Raw genomic sequence first — 18,014 nt, 5'->3', positions numbered from 1 at the left:
GCAGGTACTCACCATAGCCCTCATGAATATGCCCGAAGACATGAGCCTTCAGTATCAGCCGAGGACTACTGCCCAAGATCACAAGACTTTGATATAAGGGAGTAAAAATGGAGGCGCGGGTCGGAATCGAACCGGCGTACACGGAGTTGCAGTCCGCTGCATAACCACTCTGCCACCGCGCCGGGGAAGCCTGGATTCTGGCTTTTGCTCTCAGGAGGCATTGAGAGACTTGGAGAAATTGGAGCGGGAAACGAGATTCGAACTCGCGACCCCAACCTTGGCAAGGTTGTGCTCTACCAACTGAGCTATTCCCGCTCTAATGTTTCAGAGGCATTGCCTCGTCAACGGCTGCGTATTCTACGGATTCCGCCTTCGCCGTCAACACCTTTTTTTCAACTTTCTGTTTTTACTGAAAATCTGCACAAAGTTTAGCCAGTAACGATTCAGGATCGATCCCCAGCCACCGCTGTGGCATTACGCGCGCCGGCCAGCTGCCCGGCGGAATCGCAGTTCAGGTAACTGGAGGACTGGAGCCATTCCTGATCGGGATAGTATTTAAACACCAGCTGTCCGCCCTTGAGCTCGTCTACCACGGTTTTGATGATTTGATTGTCTACCGCCGGGCAGCCATGACTACGGCCGATTCTGCCGTACTTTGTTACCCAGCTGTCCTGAACGTAGTCTGCACCATGGATAACAATCGCCCGCTGACGAGCAAGATCGTTAAAACCCGGTTCCAGTCCGTCAAGGCGTAACGAATAGCCATGGGAACCCCGATAGGATTCGGCGGCTTTGAACAGGCCGATACTGGACTGGTGACTGCCCTCGATATTGGAAAATGCGGTTGCCTCAGCATTACCGGAGTTTTTACCGTGAGCCACGAGGTCGCGAAGGATTAATTCTCCTTCGTTCAGATCAAACAGCCACAGCCTTTCTTTCGAGGACGGCAAAGAGAAGTCGATCACAGCCAGCCGCTCCGGCATGGCTGTGCCATTGCTGATGGCGCAACGGGTTGCCTTGAGTGCGGCTTCGAGAACCTGCGGGCTGAGCTTGGGAGCCGCGGAAGCCAAACGTCCAAACATATCATCGTTCGCGGTTTGGGCGTGGCCTGCGGCCGACAACCCGAGGGTAAAAAGCGCGCCTGCAACCAGAGCAGAAATTCCTCGTCGTTTGTGATGCTTGGGCATCAAACTTACCTCTCAACCAGATAGAAGCTGCATAAATCTGCAGATCAAAAAATGCCCTATTCTACCAATAAAAAATGAGACACCCGTCATCGCCGTACAAAAAACAAACAAGCAGTAATCAAACATACGAATTCCGGGGTGTGGCTCCGGCGTGATAGCATTGACTCAACTCAACGGGGTGCCTGGAAGGGCTGAGACCATACCCGCGGAACCTGACCCGGTTAATACCGGCGTAGGGATTGAGTCACCACCTTTCGTGGTGTTCGCGGCATGGCACCCCCGCTACTGAACAAGGTGCCAATGTATGATTTCACGCTTGATTCCCGCGTTGTTCGCCGTGTCGCTGCCGCTGATGGTTGCCGCCGATGAACCGACCGCCCTGAATGTGTATACCCATCCCTCCTTTGCCGCCGAATGGGGCCCAGGGCCCGCAGTTAAAGAGGCGTTTGAAGCCCAATGCGGCTGCTCCCTGAACTACACCGTATTGGACAGCGGCGGAGACATTCTGCAAAGGCTCCGGCTGGAAGGAAGCTCCACCCCGGCAGACGTGGTTCTGGGGCTGGATACCGGCACCATGCAGACTGCTCGGCAAACCGGCCTTCTGGGCCGCCACGGCCAATCACTGGAACGCCTGGCATTGCCTGTTAACTGGGACGACGACACTTTCGTGCCCTACGACTGGGGCTATTTTGCCTTTGTCTACGATACCGAGCAGTTGTCGGAGCCGCCCTCAAGCCTTGAAGAACTGGTCAACGCGCCAGACGATCTCAAGATCATTATTCAGGATCCGCGCACCAGCACACCGGGACTCGGCCTGTTGCTCTGGATGCATGCCGTCTATGGTGATGAAGCGCCAGCAAAGTGGCAGCAGCTCAGCGACAAGATTCTCGCAACCACCCAAAGCTGGAGTGACGGTTATTTCTCGCTATTCATGAATGGCGAAGCGCCTATGATCCTCTCTTACAGCACTTCTCCTGCGTATCACATGGCTATCGACAAAACTGACCGTTATCAGGCGGCCCGTTTCAATGAAGGACATTACCTGCAGGTGGAAGTCGCCGCCCTGGTGGAAAGCTCCGATAACAAGACACTTGCCAGAGAGTTTCTGGACTTCATGCTGACCGCGGACTTCCAGCGTCATATTCCACTGAAGAATGTGATGTATCCGGCGGTTGATCTTGGCGATGAATTGCCAGACGTTTTCGACAAGCTGATTACACCATCCGAAGCCCTGTATATAGACCCCGCGAAAGTTGCCACCATTCGCCGACAGTTGGTGAACGACTGGCTTGATGCACTGACCGACTGAAGTGATGCCAACACACGCGAGAGCCGCCCCCTTCAGCCATCCTGGCTGGCAAATCTGGCCTGGCCTGTTACTCGGCACCGGGCTATTGCTGCTCGTGGCACTTGGCTTGTTGAGCATACTACAGGAGGCCGGAGAGCTGGATCCGGGGCGCACGTTAGCAAGCTCCTATTTCCAGAGCGTGGTCCGATTTACCCTTTGGCAGGCCTTTTTATCTGTCCTGTTAAGCCTGGCGCTGGCGCTCCCGGTAGCGACCGCCCTCGCACGCTACAGAAGCTTCCCTGGTCGTACATTGATTCTGCGGCTGATGGAGTTGAGTCTGGTTTTATCCACTATCGTGGCAGTCTCAGGCATCATAGCGGTGTTTGGTCGGCAGGGCTGGTTCACCGGCCTGCTCAATATCTGGGTTCCTGGAAATGGATGGAATCTTTATGGGCTGAACGGCATTCTGCTCGCCCACGTGTTCTTCAATGCGCCACTGGCGGCCCGAATCCTGTTGCAGGCTCTGGATTCCATACCCGCGCCACGAATGAGAACCGCCTCTCAGCTTGGGCTCGGCGGCTGGTGGCTGTGGCGTGCGGTACACTGGCCCGCCATCAAACCGGTCCTGCCCGGCGTGGCGGCACTGGTGTTCACGCTCTGCTTCACCAGTTTTGCCATCATCATGACGCTGGGCGGAGGGCCAGGAACAACCACCCTGGAAGTCGCCATCTACCAGGCACTGCGCTTTGAATTCGATTTCGCCCGTGCCGCACTGTTTGCCATTCTGCAGCTGTTGATCTGTGGCAGCCTCTGGTGGCTGGTTTTCCGGAAACGCCTGGACACCGCGGTACTGCCAAACCGACGGCTATCGCGTCAGGTCCCTCTGTTCGCACGGCGCTGGCAAGGGTTTTCAGCAAGTCTGCTCCTGGCGATTTTCACGGCCTTTCTGGTCGCGCCACTACTGGCCATTATCCTGCGCGGTTTACCGGCCTTGTGGCCAACGGCGGATGCTACTTCTATTTATCAACAGCTATTGCCGGCCACCGCTCGCAGCCTGTTAATCGCCATTCCAGCCGGGCTCGGTTCGGTGGTCGTTGCCTTGCTAACCCTGGCGGCAACCAACAGGGCTCGTCTGCGCTGGCTGGCCATAGTGCCGGCCGTCACTGGCTATCTCCCATTGATCGTACCGCCTCTGGTACTGGGGACCGGGCTTTTTATTCTGTTAAGGCCGCAATTGGGGAATACCATGCAGGGCTGGTTCCTGGTGGCACTGATCAACGGGCTGATGGCCGTGCCGTTTGTCTTGCAGATTCTGCGCGGACCACTGGCAAGCCTGGACGCCGGATCACTCAAACAGGCAGACCAACTGGGCCTCCTGGGCTGGTATCGATGGCGATGGCTGTATTGGCCGCATCTGCGCCGTCCAGTTGCTCTGGCCCTGGCGTATGGTGTGGCATTATCTCTGGGTGACTTCGGTGTTATCGCCCTGTTCGGCAGCCCGGGCAAACCCACGCTCCCGGTTTTGCTTTATCAGCAACTGGGCAGTTACCGGTTGGCGGAAGCTGCAGGTACCGGGCTCTGGCTGTTGGCGCTACTGGTACTGATCTTTGTATCGCTCTCCCGTGTTCCCGGCGTTAAGTCCGGAACAACTTCCGCTGCGAGCCAACCACTGCCGGAGCCTGAACATGCTTGAGATCAAAGATCTGGCCTTCGAGTATGGGCCTGACGGCCGTCTCTGGCGATTCGATTTTTCCGTGCCTGCCGGCGAATGTCTGGCCATCCAGGGCCCCAGCGGTTCCGGCAAATCAACCCTGCTCAGTCTGATTGCAGGTTTTCTCCCGCCAGCCAGCGGCCGGATTCTCTGGCGGGACAAGCCGATCCACTTGCTAAAGCCCTGGCAGCGCCCGGTCACGAGCGTGTTCCAGGAACACAACCTGTTCGAGCACCTGGATGTCTTTACCAATATTGGCCTTGGCATTCACCCCGGCCTCAAGCTGGATGAATCTCAACGCCACGCCATTGAAGCCGGACTGGAACGCACCGGGTTAGCAGGTTTCGGTCCCAGAATGCCTGGCGAGCTTTCCGGTGGCCAACGCCAGCGCGTTGCCTTGCTGCGAGCCATCCTGCGGCGCCAACCATTGCTCTTGCTGGATGAGCCGATGACTGGCCTGGACACCGAGACCCGGAAGATTCTGTACGCCATGCTGCTGGAAGAGAAAGCCCGGGGCATCACCATGCTACTGGCCAGTCACGATGAAGAAGAACGCAGAATACTGGCAGACAGCCACTGGAATCTTTAAGCTTTCAGAGAACTCAAACAGGGACTCCGTGACTCCGTGGCAAATGAACCAGGCCTATCTCAGCCACTTGGCGCCCACACTCCCGGTAACGCCGAATTCGGTGGCCATACGCTGAAGTTTTCCGGCGACTGGACTTTGTCCCACTATTCCGTCCTGAATCGGCAAACAACTGCCCTGAAACCTCGCGCAGCAGGCTGCAATCCGGATTTTTCCGGCCTGGGCCGCCTGGACACCGCCGGCGCCTCGTTGATGGTGAAATTGCTTGGCAGCGACGCTCTGATCAGCGCTCTGGAACGAGCCGAATTACCGGATGAACAGCGTGCCCTGATACAGGCGGTTGCTGAAGCCATGAACCAGCCGTCGGCGGCGGTCGCAACCGTTAACCCGGTCGTGGCGTTCCTGGCGGAGATCGGGAAGAAGGTGACCACACTGGGGCAACTTGTCTGGTTGCTGGCCGGGTTTATTGGCCAGACGCTGGGCACGCTGTTCTACATCCTGCCCCGGCCTACTCGCTGGCGTATAACACCCTTTGTGGCGGCACTACACGACACCGGCCTGAACGCCCTGCCCATTGTTGCCCTGCTTACCTTTCTCGTTGGCGCCGTGGTTGCGTTTCTTGGCGCGACAGTTCTTGAAGACTTTGGCGCGACCATTTACACAGTGGATCTGGTGGCGTTCTCGTTCCTGCGGGAGTTCGGCGTACTTCTGGCAGCCATCCTGCTGGCCGGCCGAACCGCCAGTGCCTTCACCGCACAGATTGGCGCTATGAAAGTCAATGAAGAACTCGACGCTATTCGCACCCTGGGGCTCAATCCGGTGGAACTGCTGGTCGTTCCCCGGGTTTTGGCGATGATGTTCAGCCTCCCCATTCTCACGTTTATCGGCATGATCTCGGGCATGGTCGGTGGGGCTGTGGTCTGCGCGGTGGCTCTGGACATTCCGCCCAGCCAGTTCATTGCCATTGTCGAACGGGATATTGCCCTGAAGCACTTCCTGGTCGGCCTTGGCAAGGCGCCGGTGTTCGCATTTCTGATTGCCGTCATTGGTTGCCTGGAAGGCTTCAAAGTGGCCGGCAGTGCTCAGTCTGTCGGGGAACACACCACCTCCAGCGTGGTGCAGTCTATCTTTATGGTGATACTGCTGGATTCCGTGGCAGCGCTGTTTTTCATGGAAATGGGTTGGTAAAGCATGGCGGATCATCCGGTCATACAGGTACGCGCACTCGACAACCGGTTCGGCAGCCACATCGTTCATGAGAAACTCGATCTGGATCTGTATCCCCGGGAAATTCTTGGAGTGGTCGGCGGCTCCGGCACCGGCAAGTCCGTTCTACTGCGCAGTATTGTTGGCCTGAATCCACCATCCGGCGGGCACATCACCGTTTTTGGTGAAGATTTGACGGAACTATCCGCCACCGAACGCTCTCGCTATGAGCAACGTTTCGGGGTTCTGTTTCAGGGCGGCGCCTTGTTCACGTCACTGAACCTTGAGCAGAACATCGCGCTGCCGCTGATTGAACACGCCCGGCTGTCGCGGGCCGAAGCGGAGGAACTGGCCCGAATGAAGCTGGCCTTGACCGGCCTGCCACCAGAAGCCGCCACGAAATACCCGGCCGAACTCTCCGGCGGTATGGTCAAGCGGGCGGCCCTGGCCCGGGCGCTGGCGCTGGACCCGGAAATCCTGTTTCTGGATGAACCAACCGCCGGTCTGGACCCGATCGGCGCTGCCGCCTTTGATGAGCTGATTGTCACCCTTCGCAACGCGCTGGGCCTGACGGTGTTTCTTGTTACCCACGATCTGGATACCCTGTACACCACCTGTGACCGTGTTGCGGTTCTGTCTCAACGCAGGGTGCTGGTTGCCGATACTCTGGAAAAGGTGGCACAAACCGACGATCGCTGGATTCAGGACTACTTCCATGGTCCCCGTGGCCGCGCGGCGATTACAGCCCACAACAGGCTAACCAAACAGGAGCCCGGTTAATGGAGCCCAAGGCCCATCACGTTATCATCGGATTCTTCACGCTTGCGGCAGTCAGCGCTGCCTTGCTGTTTGCTCTGTGGCTGGGCAAATCATCTACCGACACTAACTGGGCCTATTACCGGATCGGGTTTGATCACCCGGTTGGCGGGCTGGCCAAGGGTAACCCGGTCCTCTATACCGGCGTCCCGGTGGGCGACGTGCTGGATCTTACCCTGGCGCCGGACAACCCCGCCCATGTGCGGGTACTGGTGAGGGTGAATCAGGATATTCCGGTACGGGAGAATACCCGCGCGGGCCTGGTACTGGCCAACATAACCGGCAGCATGAGCATACAGTTTACCGGAGGCACACCAGACAGCCCCATTCTGGAAGGCCACAAAGACAATCCACCGCTGATAACCGCCGAGCCTTCGGCCTTCAGTAACCTGCTGACCAACGGCGAGGCCATGCTCGGCAAAGCAGAGCAGTTGCTGGAGAATGCCAACCGGCTGATGTCCGAAGACAACCTGAGCAACATTGCCGAAATTCTTGAAAACACCCGCCAGGCCAGTGAATCCCTGCTGGCGAGCCGGGACGAGCTTGAGGCACTGATGACCCGGTTCGATGAAGCCGGCATCCGTGCCGAAGAAGCTGCCATCAAGGTGTCTGCCGCGGCAGACAGGTCCCGAGAGGTCCTGGATGAGCGGGTGGAACCGGTTCTCCTGGCCATGTCCAGGGCGCTGACCACCCTTCAACCTACCCTGGATCGACTGGACACCCTCACCGGCGACAATGAACTGGCGCTGGACGCCGGGCTTCAGGGTCTGGGAGAAATAACCCCTGCATTGCGGGAGCTGCGTAGCACCTTGCGCAACCTGAACTCGTTTACCCGCAGGCTGGAGCAGGACCCCACCGGAACCTTGTGGGGTGGCACCGGCATCAAGGAGTACGAACAATGAAAGTGCTATCCGCTCTCGCCTTGGGCCTGGTTCTGGCTGGCTGCACGGTCTTCCCGGTGCCCGAATCCCCTCGCCTGATGGAGCTGGCACCAGCGAGCGACTTGCCAGCATTTGACCAGGCGCTGCCGGCCAGCCTTCGGGTAGATACGCCACTGGCTTCTGACCCGCTGGACAGCGCTCGTATTCTGATTAAACCGTCGGCTTACGAATACCGGGCCCTGGCAGGCGCCCGATGGCGAGAGAGTATTCCCGTGGTCGTTCGCGATCACCTGCTGGAGACTCTCCGGGCAAGCGGCGCGTTCGCAAATGTGATGACCGACACCAGCCCGGCAACGTCGCAGTTAACCCTGGTCTCCGAGCTGACCGGATTTCATGCTGAGAATGATGAAACTGGCACAAGGGTGGTGATCAGGCAGCATCAGCAACTCATGGATAATCGCACCAGACGGAGCTTGTGTGTGAGGAGTTATGAAGCCAGGGCGAACGCACAAAGCACCGCGCTGGGGGAGTTGATGGAGGCCTTCAGTAATGCCAGCGCACATTCATCCGTGACCACAGTCACCTGGGCACACCAGTGTATGGCCCAGGAACCTCCGGCCAATTAACCTGCCTCTTCCGGAAACAAGTCAGCCCAGGCGGCACGAAGGTAAAGAATCATGGACCACAGGGTCAGCACTGCTGCGATGTATAGCAGACCGATGGCCACATAAGCCCAGAAATTACCCGGCGGAAACGCCAGCAACCCGACAATGGCCGCCATCTGAGCGGTCGTCTTGATCTTGCCGATATAGGATACGGCAACACTGGCGCGGCTGCCCATTTCGGCCATCCATTCGCGCAGAGCCGATATCACAATCTCGCGGCCGATAATTACAGTGGCGGGAATAGTCAGCAGTACCGCCGAATACTCTTCGATCAGGACCGCCAGCGCCACTGCCACCATGAGTTTGTCTGCCACCGGATCCAGGAAGGCGCCGAACGGCGTGCTCTGGTTCAATTTGCGGGCCAGGTACCCGTCCAGCCAGTCCGTCAGGCCTGCCAGAGCAAATATGATGGCGCTGACCAGGTAACTCCATTGCATGGGCAGGTAAAAGATCACCACGAATACCGGAATCATCACGATACGGGACATGGTCAGTATGTTCGGTAAATTCATGGTGTTCCTATTGGTCATGCAATGCTGCGTAAATGGTCTCTGCCAATGATTTGCTGATGCCCTGCACTTTGGCCATTTCATCAACACTGGCTTTTCTGAGTTCCTGGATGCCACCGAAATAGCGAATCAGTTCGCGCCGGCGCTTCGGCCCAACCCCTTCGATACCTTCCAGGGTCGACTGGCGCCGCTTTTTATCTCGCCCGGCCCGGTGTCCGGATATGGCAAAGCGATGGGATTCATCCCGAATATGCTGTATCAGGTGCAGCGCCGGAGAATCCGCCGGTACTCGGAATACGGCCCCAGTTAAGGCGTCAATCAGCTGCTCCATCCCTGCGCGCCGGGTCACACCCTTGGCGACACCAATCAGAGGGATATCGGAAATTCCAAGCTCTTCAAACACTTCACGAGCAATATTCAACTGGCCCTTACCACCGTCGATAAAGACCAGATCTGGCCGTTTGCCCTCGCCGTTCACCATCCGCCGGTAACGCCGGGTGAGCACCTGTCGCATAGCGGCATAGTCATCGCCGGCGGTTATGTCCTGGATGTTATACAACCGGTAATCGCTTTTCAGTGGCCCATTCTCGTCGAAAACCACACAGGATGCGACGGTATTTTCCCCATGACTGTGGCTGATATCGAAGCATTCCATACGGGAAGGTGTTTCCGTCAGCTCCAGCAGGTCGCGCAGGGCCAGCAATCGGCGATACACGGTTTCTTTACTGGCGAGATGTGTCAGCAGGGTTTGCCGGGCGTTGGTCATCGCCAGCTCCAGCCAGCGCCGACGCTCGCCCCGCACATTGCCGCGGATGCGGGTTTCCCTGCGCGCCGCTTCCGACAGGGCCTGCGACAATAATTCCTGCCCGTCTACCGCCACCGGCACCAGGATGTCGCGCGGAATCTCCCGCCGGGTGTCGCCACCGAAATAGTACTGGCCCAGAAACGAGGCCAGCAATTCGCCTTCGGTCTGTTCCAGGGAATAGCGAGGAAAATAATCCTTGGTGCCCAGAACCCGCCCGCCACGAACGATGATTACAACGATGCAGACCACACCGGCATCCTGAGCAATGGCGATGACATCTGCATCCCCTCCCTCACCGTCTACGGATTGCTGTTCCTGAACATGGCGAAGGTTGTTGATCTGATCTCTGTACGCCGCGGCTTTCTCAAACTCCAGCGCCCGTGATGCATCCTCCATGGACTGCATCAGGTCCTGAATAATCGCCGGGTTCTTGCCCTCCAGAAACATGCTGGCGTGCCGAATATCCTCCTGGTATTCCTCAGGGCTGATAAAGCCGACGCAAGGCGCCGTGCAGCGGTTGATCTGGTACTGCAGGCATGGCCGGGTTCTGTTTCTAAAATAACTTTCACTACAGGATCTTATGCGGAAAACCTTTTGTAGAATATTAAGACTTTCCTTGACCGCTCCCGAGCTTGGAAAGGGCCCGAACCAGGTGCCACCACCCTTTTTGGTGCGGCCCCGCCGAAAGGTCAGCGAGGGATAATCCGAATGCGAGGAGAGATAGATATAGGGATAGGACTTATCGTCCCTCAACAGAATATTGTAGGGCGGCCGCAGCGATTTGATCAGATTCTGTTCCAGCAGCAACGCTTCTGTTTCACTGGCGGTAATAGTGACTTCAATGGCCGCAATCTTGCCCACCAGGGCTTCGGTTTTCGGGGCCAGGCCTGATTTACGGAAATAACTGCTGACGCGCTTACGAAGGTTGCGGGCTTTACCCACGTAGAGGATGCCACCGGTATCGTCATACATGCGATAGACACCGGGGCGTTCTGTCAGTTGTTTCAGGAAATTCTGGCTGTCGAACTTCCCAGGAGATTGCTCGGGATCAGACCTTGTCGGCATCCAGCAATCCAAGCCTTACTGCCATCAGCGCCAGCTCCACATCACTGGAAATCTCCAGCTTTTCGAAAATCCGGTAACGGTAACTGTTTACGGTTTTCGGGCTCAGGCACAGCTTGTCGGAGATATCCTGAACCTTCTGGCAATCCACCACCATCATGGCAATCTGCATTTCGCGCTCAGACAGGCGCTCGAACAACGACAGCTCGCCGTCTTCATCCCGCTCACCCCCGAGCTGTTTCAGTGCCATTTTCTGGGCAATTTCGGGGCTGATGTAGCGCTGGCCGGAATGGGCTTTACGAATGGCCCGCACCATTTCCTGAATGTCAGCGCCTTTGGTGACATACGCGGTGGCGCCGCTCTGCATCACACGGGCCGGATAGGGGTCGTCAGCACAGGCGGTAACCACGATAACGCGAATGGAATCATCAATACGAAGAATGCGCCGGGTCGCCTCCAGGCCGCCAATACCGGGCATGCGAATATCCATCAGGACAATATCCGGACGGTTTTCACGCACACAGTCAATCGCCTCTTCGCCAGACGAAGCCTGGCCAATGACGTCTATATCGGGATTGTCAGCCAGCATGCGAGTGATACCCGAGCGTACGAGCTCGTGGTCATCAACAACCAATACCCTGATCAAAACTCACCTCGCCGTCAGGTATGAGGAAACAGGCCGATTGTAACGGTTAGCAGCGTCAGCCGGTAGGCGGCATGAAAAAAATTGCCAGAATGGGCACCTTGATCACAGACCATTGCCGGAAGGGGAACCCAGGCCAGCAGTGTTCTCAACCGGATCGAACCAGACCACCAGTTCTCCCCTGCACACCGCTTCAAGTACTCGCTCCCGCTCTGCCAGAGGACTTTCGGTGTCATTCAATCCGTGATAACGGGTGCAGTATTCCTCGGCCAGGCCCTCAAGCTGATCAGCCGTGAGTAAACCCGTGTCTACTACAAATTTTTCTTCTCGCGGGTCCGGATCGGAAGGCTGCACTGCATCGTTACTCATAGAACCTCCAGTCAGTCGCTGTATGTTACGGTTTTATGAGCCAGACAAGAACCCCCGCAGATGAAGACACATCATCACGTTTCTGGAGAGCGGGTGCGGAAACGGGCAATGAGCTGCTTCATGCCCACCGATTCCTGCCTAAGCGCTTCACTGACAAGGCGGGTATCCTCCACATTCAGAGTCAGGGTCTCAGCACTCTCACCGAGAGCCTCCGCACGACGCCCCACTCTCGCGATTTCACCCCGCTGCAAGGCAACCGCACCCTGCACACTCTCACTCTGACGCTGCAGCTCATGAAACTGAGCCGCCAGACCTTCCAGGTGCGCTCTCAGGGCATGCAGATTAGCGCGATTCATTTCGCCAGCGCCCGCCATGTCTTCCAACAGTGAGTCTGCATTGTTTGCACCCACGACAAGATCCCGCACCCACTGGCGAATATTGGCGGTGGATTCCGAGGTCCGACGCGAAAGCGTGCGTACCTCGTCTGCCACCACGGCAAATCCCCGGCCGTGTTCGCCCGCCCTGGCTGCTTCAATCGCCGCATTCAGGGCCAGAAGGTTGGTCTGCTCGGCAATATCGGCGATCACGCCGGTGACTTGCTCGATTTTTCCGGTTGCTCCTATCAGCGTGGTCATCGACTCGGATACCCGCCCGATCACCTCTACCGTATGGTCTGCCCCCTTCTCACTGTTGGCCAGGCCCTCACGGACTTCACTATTGGCACTGACCGCCTGCATCACCGTTGCCGCTGACTGCTCGTTGGCCTGTTCGATCTGCGACGCCTGATCCGCAATCGAAGCCATAGACTGAGCCACATCGGAAATCTGGCGACGAGTGCTTTCGGAGGTTTGCTGAAGTGCTTCCGCTCCGTTATCCAGGCTGGCAGAGCGTGCATCAAGGCCTGAAGCCGCTGACCGAACATCCTCAACAAAGACCTCAAAGCGCCGGACCAGTTGTTCAGTAGCTCCGGCCACGCCGGCAACCTCGTCACGACCTTTTACCGCGAGGATCTTGGTTAGATCAGCGTTCTGCTCCATGGCCGACACATCCCGGGCCATGGCCTGCAAGCGAAGGATCACCGAAGTCCGTAGCCAGAGCGTCATCGCCACGACCCGGTCATATTGCTCGCGATTGTCCCGTGACCAGGTGCCTAACCCGGGATTCTGCTGAATCCTCTGCCAGTGCCGGGGAATTGAGCGCTCCAACTCGGTGAACAAAGGATCGATTTCGTCCCACAACAAAAGCTGTGCCTTGATCTTGTAGGCCAGATCCTGCAGCAGGCGGTGGTCCTGCTCCAGATCAACCAGCATCCAGGATTGCTCGAGACTCTCTCCAACCAGTGCCTGCGAGGTATGCTCGGCTTTCGCTATGATCATCCAGGCAATGAACGTGAGGCCGGCAACAGCAGCCACCGAGAGCAACGCAAACGCCAGGATTCTGGCGCGAACAGTGGTCAGCATAAAAACTCCGATCAGGTGTATCCGGTCGGAGGGCATGCCCATTTTATGACACTTTTATGTATTTTAAGGCGCCATTTTTCCGGTACTACGTTTGGCGATCTTCAAATATGCCCGGCAAATCACTATCATCGCCCTTTTATTTCCGTTCGGATGCTAATGAATCACCACGCTTTCAAGCTTACTCTGCCGATTCTTTTTGGCTACATCCCCCTGGGCATGGCCTTTGGCGTGCTGTTCACCACGCAACTGGATTATCCCTGGTGGATTGCTCCCTTAATGGGCCTTGTTATCTACGCCGGTGCCGGCCAGATTCTGGCGGTCAGTCTGCTGGCCGCCAATGCCGGACTGGTTGAGGTGGCCGTCGCCATGTTCGTGCTGAACGCACGGCATCTTTTCTACGGGCTGTCGCTGTTGGGGCAATTCCGCGGCGCCGGCTGGCGTAAGGCATATCTGATTTTCGGTTTGACTGACGAAACCTATTCCCTGCTAACCAGCCGCCCCCGTTCGGCCAATCGCGAACAGGAACAGCATGTGGACTTCCGGATCACGGCCATGAACCAGGGCTACTGGATTGTCGGATGCACCTTGGGTGCGGTACTCGGCAAGACTGTCGCCTTCAACAGTACCGGCATTGAGTTTGCACTCGTGGCGCTGTTTATTGTGCTCACAATCGAACAGCTGAAAGCGTTGGGGGATTCATTTCCGGTGTGGGCAGGCGCCGCGGCAGCTGCACTGGCTATGATGCTGGTACCGGCAACCCATCAACTGATAGCAGGCATTGTACTGGTTACTGCAGTGCTTCTATTGCACTACCGGAAGTATCGAACCGACACCATGGCAGGAGACGCAAATCGTGGGTGAAAGTAGCTACCTGGCGGCGTTTATTGCCATCTCCGCCCTGGCCACATTTGCGACCCGGGTGGTGCCTTTCCTGTTCTTTGAAAAGCACACGGAACACCCTCTGGTCAAACACATCGGGCGCTTCCTGCCCGCAGCCGTGATGGCATTACTGGCCACAGTATTTTTGCAGAGGTCTGCGGACTGGCAGGCACAGGCACCTGGCGCAGATGCGCTGATACCCGCATTACTGGTGGTTGCCGTTCACCTGTGGCGCAGAAACGCGCTGCTTTCTATCGCGGCCGGCACTGCAGCCTACATGGCCATTCAGCAATCAGGCATTCTGTAAGGCACCCGAAAATCAGGGGGTGCCCTCAACATTGGCCACCAGCCGGGAATCTTCCAGCGCGGCCGTGCGGTGCTTCACCACACCCTTGTATTCCGGGCTTTCAATCATCGCCAGAAACGCGTTAATGGAGGGGTAACGGACCAGCAACACCTGATCCCAGGACTCATCCGGCGGAGCAATCAAAGAACCCACGGAGCGGCCAGACCAGATCACCTCGGCACCAACTTCCGAAACACTGCGGGCAGCCTCTGTCATATAACGCTTGTAAGCATCCCTTCCGGAACAGTCTTCGCTGTCATCCTTGTATGCAGCCTTGTCCCTGAACCGAAGCAGATTCAGCATCACAACAGGCTGATCTTTGGGGATTTCATCAAGAATTTTCCGTAACTCTTCCTGAGATGGATTGACGGTCGCCATAGTTGTCCCTGTTCATTCGTTTGCAGGATGGCTCTTTGCTGCCATTCTTTGAATAGGACAGTAAACGAAAATCCCGAAATGTGCATCTCCATCTTCGCCTTTCGGAGGGGTTCCCTTGCATTATTGACCTTCGTCAAGCAAGAATTGAGGCCACACTACGGCTATAAGCACATAACCATCAGTGCTAAAGCGTACTTATTCAGAACAAGAGAGAGACAATCGACCGTGAGCAAACTCCCAGTGATACTGGCCGCAATCGGGCTGGCCACCACGGCAGGTATTGCATCTGCTGCGGTATCTGGCGACCCACAAAACGGCAAGGAGGTCGCCAACCTCTGCGTAGCGTGCCACCAGGCAGATGGCAGCGGCAAACACATCGAAGGTGGAGAATCCTGGCCCAGGCTGGCCGGGCTGAATGCCACCTATTTGGCCAAACAGTTGCGCGACATCAAAGATGGCTCCCGGACCAGCCCCACCATGATGCCTTTCGTGAACATGCTGGACGATCAAAAGATTGCCGACGTTGCGGCCTACTACAGCCAGCTTGAACCCACCACTGGTGAGGGCGGCAACAATGCCGATGAAGCACTTCTGAAGCGGGGCGAACAACTGGCCGAGCGTGGCGACTGGTCCCAATACGTTGTTTCCTGCATGAGCTGCCACGGCCCCGGCAACCGGGGTGCGGGCGATGTATTTCCCGGCATTGCCGGCCAGCACGCCGGTTACATCGAGGCGCAGCTGAAGTCCTGGAAGGAAGGTACCCGCAAAAACGATCCCCAGGATCTGATGGGTTCCATCGCCCGCCGTATGAGCGATACCGATATTCACGCGGTCGCCGTATGGCTTGCCACCCAGAACACCGCCAGCAACTAAGGGGACAAAGATCATGATGCGCACACTGCTAACCGTCACCCTGTCCGGCTGCGTAATGCTCCCGGTGACCGCGGCGGCCAATGACGACAAAACCCAGGCCTACATCGATCAGCTCACCGCCATGGGCTTTCCTGCCCCGAACGAAAACCAACTGGTACACATTCCGCCGTCCATGGCAGACCTGGAAGAAGCCGACATCCATCCGGAACTGAAAAAGGTTATCCGCAGGGGCTATGGCCTGTTCACCAACACCCAGCAACTGCGTGGCAAGAACGTGTTCAACAATATGAACTGTTCCAGCTGCCATCTGGGCGAAGGCCGGATGCCTTTCAGCGCGCCTATCTGGCCGGCTGCCGTCACCCTGCCCGGCTATCGCGGCAAGAACGGCCATGTAAACAACCTGGAGGAACGGATTGCAGGCTGCTTCACCTATTCCATGAACGGCCAGCCGCTGGAGTACGGCAGTGACGATATGCTGGCACTGTCTGCCTACCATCAGTGGTTGGCGACAGGTGTGGAGATGTACCCCAAACAGCCCATCTATGGCCGGGGTTTCCCGGCGCCCGAGCGGCCGGCTGAACTGAGCTACACCAACGGTGAAAAGCTATATCAGGAAAACTGCGCGGTGTGCCACGGGGAAAACGGCACTGGACTACGTTTTGACGGCCACACCGTATTCCCGGCCCCCTGGGGAGATATGTCCAACAACTGGGGGGCTGGTATTGTGCGTTTGCATACCGCAGCCGGCTTTATCAAGAACAACATGCCATTGGGTCAGCCCAACTCCCTGACCGATCAGGAAGCCTGGGATATCGCCTTCTACATGGACAGCCAGGAGCGACCACAAGATCCGCGCTACACGGGCGATGTGAAGGAAACCGCTGAAAAATTCGGGCCTACCTTCCACAAACATTCCATGTATGGTCAGGTTCGGGAATCCGATGGCAAGTTACTGGGTGACCACGACAACACCGGAGACAAGCCTTTCCTTAAACCAGACACCGTGCGGTCGAGAACATTCGACTGACAGACGTTATAATGCGGTGTCACAGGCCTCCCTTGCGGAGGCCTTTTTGCTTGCAATCAACGCAAGGAGGAACACGATGACCATCAATCGCTGGCACTTGCTGGTAAGCGGCAAAGTACAAGGCGTTTACTACCGGGCATCCACCGAACAGAAAGCCCGGGAACTGGGCCTCACAGGCTGGGTACGAAATTTACCGGACGGCAGGGTCGAAATTATGGCAGAGGGCGAGCCACTCCAGCTCAAGGCACTGCATGAATGGTGTCACGAAGGCCCGGAACGCGCTGTGGTCGATGAGGTTGCAACCCAGGAACTGCCCGCCACTCAGGAATTCGCTGACTTCAGGACCACACATTGAGCAGTCTTCTTGATACCTTTCTGTACACGCTGGAGACTACGCTGCCGGTATTCGCCATGGTTTTTATCGGCATCGGTCTTCGGCGCATTGGCTGGATTGACCAGTGCTTCATCGCCACCGCCTCTGCTCTGGTTTTCAAGGCCACGCTCCCCACCCTGGTTTTCCTGAGCATTATCAGAGCCGACCTGGATACCACCCTCAGCATCAGCATGCTGATCTTTTACTTCCTGGCGACCCTGGCCAGTTTTGCCCTTGTCTGGTTCTGGGCAACAAAGCGGGTCCGGCAAGAGGATCGCGGGGTTTATGTCCAGGGCGCGTTTCGGGGCAATTGTGGCATCGTTGGTCTGGCGTTGGCAGCCAACCTTTACGGCGACTATGGGCTCTCGGCCGGGGGCCTGCTCCTGGCTCTGGTGATTGTGGTCTACAACTCGTTATCGGTGATCGTGTTGCTGGCGTATCAGCCCGGTAAAACCATGAGCCTGACCAACACCCTGCGAGACATTGCCAGAAACCCACTGATCATCGGCGTAGTGCTGGCCATTCCTTTCGCAGCCCTTGAAATCAGGCTTCCCGGATGGGTAATGACCAGCGGCGACTACTTTGCTTCGCTAACGCTGCCTCTCGCCCTGCTCTGTATCGGCGCAACGGTCTCACTGAAATCCATACGCAGCGACAGCGGCCCGGCCGTGGGTTCATCCATCTGGAAGATGGTATCTTTGCCGGCACTGTGCACTCTTGCTGCCTGGCTGGTTGGCTTTGAAGGGCGGGAGCTCGGGCTCATGTTCCTGTTCTTCGCCAGCCCAACGGCAGCGGCCAGCTTCGTGATGGTGAGGGCCCTTGGCGGCAACGATCGCATGGCAGCGAACATTATCGCGCTGACTACTCTGCTTGCGAGTGTGACCATTACCCTCGGAGTGTTCGTTATCCAGCTGACAGCAATCGGCTAAACTGCCAAGGCCTACCTTAAA

Annotated in this window: 20 protein-coding genes, 2 tRNA genes and 1 riboswitch; of the genes, 13 read left to right on the top strand and 9 right to left on the bottom strand. The window is 57.2% G+C overall.

Annotated features, from left to right (window positions below; all coding sequences use genetic code 11):
* Positions 1-108: 108 nt before the first annotated feature.
* The 3 genes from C7436_RS01150 to C7436_RS01140 form a co-directional block, all read right to left on the bottom strand.
* Positions 109-182 (bottom strand) — tRNA-Cys (locus C7436_RS01150).
* A 57-nt stretch (positions 183-239) separates the two neighbouring features.
* Positions 240-315, bottom strand: a tRNA-Gly gene (locus C7436_RS01145).
* A 128-nt stretch (positions 316-443) separates the two neighbouring features.
* Complete coding sequence (locus C7436_RS01140) at positions 444-1,187, bottom strand: murein L,D-transpeptidase catalytic domain family protein (protein WP_121206394.1); 744 nt, start codon at positions 1,185-1,187, stop codon at positions 444-446.
* Positions 1,188-1,351: 164 nt separating this feature from the next.
* A riboswitch (TPP riboswitch) is annotated at positions 1,352-1,443 on the top strand.
* A gap of 48 nt (positions 1,444-1,491) precedes the next feature.
* Between C7436_RS01140 and thiB the strand changes: the two genes are divergently transcribed.
* Genes thiB through C7436_RS01105 form a run of 7 tightly spaced genes read left to right on the top strand, consistent with a single transcriptional unit; the run spans position 1,492 to position 8,301 of the window.
* Positions 1,492-2,496 carry a thiamine ABC transporter substrate binding subunit gene (gene thiB / locus C7436_RS01135; RefSeq protein WP_121206393.1) on the top strand — a complete coding sequence of 335 codons (1,005 nt, stop codon included), beginning with the start codon at positions 1,492-1,494 and terminating at the stop codon, positions 2,494-2,496.
* Between the two features lie 4 nt (positions 2,497-2,500).
* Positions 2,501-4,168 carry an ABC transporter permease subunit gene (locus C7436_RS01130; protein WP_121206392.1) on the top strand — a complete coding sequence of 556 codons (1,668 nt, stop codon included), beginning with the start codon at positions 2,501-2,503 and terminating at the stop codon, positions 4,166-4,168.
* Positions 4,161-4,775, top strand: coding sequence for a thiamine ABC transporter ATP-binding protein (locus tag C7436_RS01125; protein WP_121206391.1), 615 nt, complete (start codon positions 4,161-4,163; stop codon positions 4,773-4,775). The genes C7436_RS01130 and C7436_RS01125 overlap by 8 nt, the downstream gene beginning before the upstream one ends.
* Before the next feature lie 36 nt (positions 4,776-4,811).
* A complete protein-coding gene (locus C7436_RS01120; RefSeq protein ID WP_121206390.1) occupies positions 4,812-5,960 on the top strand; it encodes an MlaE family ABC transporter permease in 1,149 nt (382 codons plus the stop codon).
* A 3-nt stretch (positions 5,961-5,963) separates the two neighbouring features.
* Positions 5,964-6,758 carry an ABC transporter ATP-binding protein gene (locus C7436_RS01115; RefSeq protein WP_011784704.1) on the top strand — a complete coding sequence of 265 codons (795 nt, stop codon included), beginning with the start codon at positions 5,964-5,966 and terminating at the stop codon, positions 6,756-6,758.
* Positions 6,758-7,696 (top strand): MlaD family protein, encoded by a 939-nt coding sequence (locus C7436_RS01110; protein ID WP_121206389.1) that lies wholly within the window; start codon positions 6,758-6,760, stop codon positions 7,694-7,696. The genes C7436_RS01115 and C7436_RS01110 overlap by 1 nt, the downstream gene beginning before the upstream one ends.
* Complete coding sequence (locus tag C7436_RS01105) at positions 7,693-8,301, top strand: ABC-type transport auxiliary lipoprotein family protein (protein WP_121206388.1); 609 nt, start codon at positions 7,693-7,695, stop codon at positions 8,299-8,301. The genes C7436_RS01110 and C7436_RS01105 overlap by 4 nt, the downstream gene beginning before the upstream one ends.
* Here C7436_RS01105 and pgsA read toward each other — a convergent pair.
* From pgsA to C7436_RS01080, 5 genes are all read right to left on the bottom strand, one after another.
* Positions 8,298-8,852, bottom strand: a complete 555-nt coding sequence (gene pgsA / locus C7436_RS01100) for a CDP-diacylglycerol--glycerol-3-phosphate 3-phosphatidyltransferase (RefSeq protein ID WP_121207015.1) — start codon at positions 8,850-8,852, stop codon at positions 8,298-8,300. The genes C7436_RS01105 and pgsA overlap by 4 nt on opposite strands.
* A gap of 7 nt (positions 8,853-8,859) precedes the next feature.
* The gene (gene uvrC / locus C7436_RS01095) at positions 8,860-10,719 is read right to left on the bottom strand and encodes an excinuclease ABC subunit UvrC (protein ID WP_121206387.1); all 1,860 of its coding nucleotides are present in this window, start codon (positions 10,717-10,719) and stop codon (positions 8,860-8,862) included.
* On the bottom strand, positions 10,703-11,362 hold the full coding sequence (gene uvrY / locus C7436_RS01090) for a UvrY/SirA/GacA family response regulator transcription factor (RefSeq protein WP_011784699.1): 660 nt from the start codon (positions 11,360-11,362) through the stop codon (positions 10,703-10,705). The genes uvrC and uvrY overlap by 17 nt, the downstream gene beginning before the upstream one ends.
* A 102-nt stretch (positions 11,363-11,464) precedes the next feature.
* Positions 11,465-11,728, bottom strand: a complete 264-nt coding sequence (locus C7436_RS01085; RefSeq protein ID WP_121206386.1) for a YheU family protein — start codon at positions 11,726-11,728, stop codon at positions 11,465-11,467.
* 74 nt (positions 11,729-11,802) lie between these two features.
* Positions 11,803-13,188: a methyl-accepting chemotaxis protein gene (locus C7436_RS01080; protein WP_121206385.1), complete on the bottom strand. Its 1,386-nt coding sequence runs from the start codon at positions 13,186-13,188 to the stop codon at positions 11,803-11,805.
* A gap of 156 nt (positions 13,189-13,344) precedes the next feature.
* Between C7436_RS01080 and C7436_RS01075 the strand changes: the two genes are divergently transcribed.
* Both C7436_RS01075 and C7436_RS01070 read left to right on the top strand, forming a co-directional pair.
* Positions 13,345-14,049, top strand: a complete 705-nt coding sequence (locus tag C7436_RS01075; RefSeq protein ID WP_041656245.1) for an AzlC family ABC transporter permease — start codon at positions 13,345-13,347, stop codon at positions 14,047-14,049.
* Entirely contained in the window at positions 14,042-14,374 is a 333-nt protein-coding gene (locus C7436_RS01070; RefSeq protein ID WP_014421679.1) for a branched-chain amino acid transporter permease, read from the top strand. Before C7436_RS01075 ends, C7436_RS01070 begins: the two co-directional genes overlap by 8 nt.
* Before the next feature lie 12 nt (positions 14,375-14,386).
* Here C7436_RS01070 and C7436_RS01065 read toward each other — a convergent pair whose 3' ends face one another.
* A complete protein-coding gene (locus C7436_RS01065) occupies positions 14,387-14,791 on the bottom strand; it encodes a DUF1330 domain-containing protein (RefSeq protein ID WP_121206384.1) in 405 nt (134 codons plus the stop codon).
* A gap of 225 nt (positions 14,792-15,016) precedes the next feature.
* On the opposite strand from C7436_RS01065, the gene C7436_RS01060 reads away from it, so the two are divergent.
* The 4 genes from C7436_RS01060 to C7436_RS01045 all read left to right on the top strand — a co-directional run bounded on the left by C7436_RS01060 (position 15,017) and on the right by C7436_RS01045 (position 17,993).
* Complete coding sequence (locus C7436_RS01060) at positions 15,017-15,664, top strand: c-type cytochrome (RefSeq protein ID WP_121206383.1); 648 nt, start codon at positions 15,017-15,019, stop codon at positions 15,662-15,664.
* Positions 15,665-15,677: 13 nt separating this feature from the next.
* The gene (locus tag C7436_RS01055) at positions 15,678-16,691 is read left to right on the top strand and encodes a c-type cytochrome (RefSeq protein WP_121206382.1); all 1,014 of its coding nucleotides are present in this window, start codon (positions 15,678-15,680) and stop codon (positions 16,689-16,691) included.
* Between the two features lie 76 nt (positions 16,692-16,767).
* Positions 16,768-17,046 carry an acylphosphatase gene (locus C7436_RS01050; RefSeq protein WP_023008248.1) on the top strand — a complete coding sequence of 93 codons (279 nt, stop codon included), beginning with the start codon at positions 16,768-16,770 and terminating at the stop codon, positions 17,044-17,046.
* On the top strand, positions 17,043-17,993 hold the full coding sequence (locus C7436_RS01045; protein ID WP_121206381.1) for an AEC family transporter: 951 nt from the start codon (positions 17,043-17,045) through the stop codon (positions 17,991-17,993). The genes C7436_RS01050 and C7436_RS01045 overlap by 4 nt, the downstream gene beginning before the upstream one ends.
* The last annotated feature ends 21 nt before the right edge of the window (positions 17,994-18,014 follow it).

The sequence above is a fragment of the Marinobacter nauticus genome (assembly GCF_003634635.1).
Taxonomy (GTDB): domain Bacteria; phylum Pseudomonadota; class Gammaproteobacteria; order Pseudomonadales; family Oleiphilaceae; genus Marinobacter; species Marinobacter nauticus.
The sequence above is the reverse complement of the archived record's forward strand: the minus strand, read 5'-3'. Positions and strand labels throughout refer to the sequence as shown.

What these genes read in the sequence shown, in the direction of transcription:
- C7436_RS01140 (WP_121206394.1), bottom strand. Translation starts at nt 1,187, where the DNA reads ATGCCCAAGCATCACAAACGACGAGGAATTTCTGCTCTGGTTGCAGGC.
- thiB (WP_121206393.1), top strand. Translation starts at nt 1,492, where the DNA reads ATGATTTCACGCTTGATTCCCGCGTTGTTCGCCGTGTCGCTGCCGCTG.
- C7436_RS01130 (WP_121206392.1), top strand. Translation starts at nt 2,501, where the DNA reads ATGCCAACACACGCGAGAGCCGCCCCCTTCAGCCATCCTGGCTGGCAA.
- C7436_RS01125 (WP_121206391.1), top strand. Translation starts at nt 4,161, where the DNA reads ATGCTTGAGATCAAAGATCTGGCCTTCGAGTATGGGCCTGACGGCCGT.
- C7436_RS01115 (WP_011784704.1), top strand. Translation starts at nt 5,964, where the DNA reads ATGGCGGATCATCCGGTCATACAGGTACGCGCACTCGACAACCGGTTC.
- C7436_RS01110 (WP_121206389.1), top strand. Translation starts at nt 6,758, where the DNA reads ATGGAGCCCAAGGCCCATCACGTTATCATCGGATTCTTCACGCTTGCG.
- C7436_RS01105 (WP_121206388.1), top strand. Translation starts at nt 7,693, where the DNA reads ATGAAAGTGCTATCCGCTCTCGCCTTGGGCCTGGTTCTGGCTGGCTGC.
- pgsA (WP_121207015.1), bottom strand. Translation starts at nt 8,852, where the DNA reads ATGAATTTACCGAACATACTGACCATGTCCCGTATCGTGATGATTCCG.
- uvrC (WP_121206387.1), bottom strand. Translation starts at nt 10,719, where the DNA reads ATGCCGACAAGGTCTGATCCCGAGCAATCTCCTGGGAAGTTCGACAGC.
- C7436_RS01085 (WP_121206386.1), bottom strand. Translation starts at nt 11,728, where the DNA reads ATGAGTAACGATGCAGTGCAGCCTTCCGATCCGGACCCGCGAGAAGAA.
- C7436_RS01080 (WP_121206385.1), bottom strand. Translation starts at nt 13,188, where the DNA reads ATGCTGACCACTGTTCGCGCCAGAATCCTGGCGTTTGCGTTGCTCTCG.
- C7436_RS01075 (WP_041656245.1), top strand. Translation starts at nt 13,345, where the DNA reads ATGAATCACCACGCTTTCAAGCTTACTCTGCCGATTCTTTTTGGCTAC.
- C7436_RS01065 (WP_121206384.1), bottom strand. Translation starts at nt 14,791, where the DNA reads ATGGCGACCGTCAATCCATCTCAGGAAGAGTTACGGAAAATTCTTGAT.
- C7436_RS01055 (WP_121206382.1), top strand. Translation starts at nt 15,678, where the DNA reads ATGATGCGCACACTGCTAACCGTCACCCTGTCCGGCTGCGTAATGCTC.
- C7436_RS01050 (WP_023008248.1), top strand. Translation starts at nt 16,768, where the DNA reads ATGACCATCAATCGCTGGCACTTGCTGGTAAGCGGCAAAGTACAAGGC.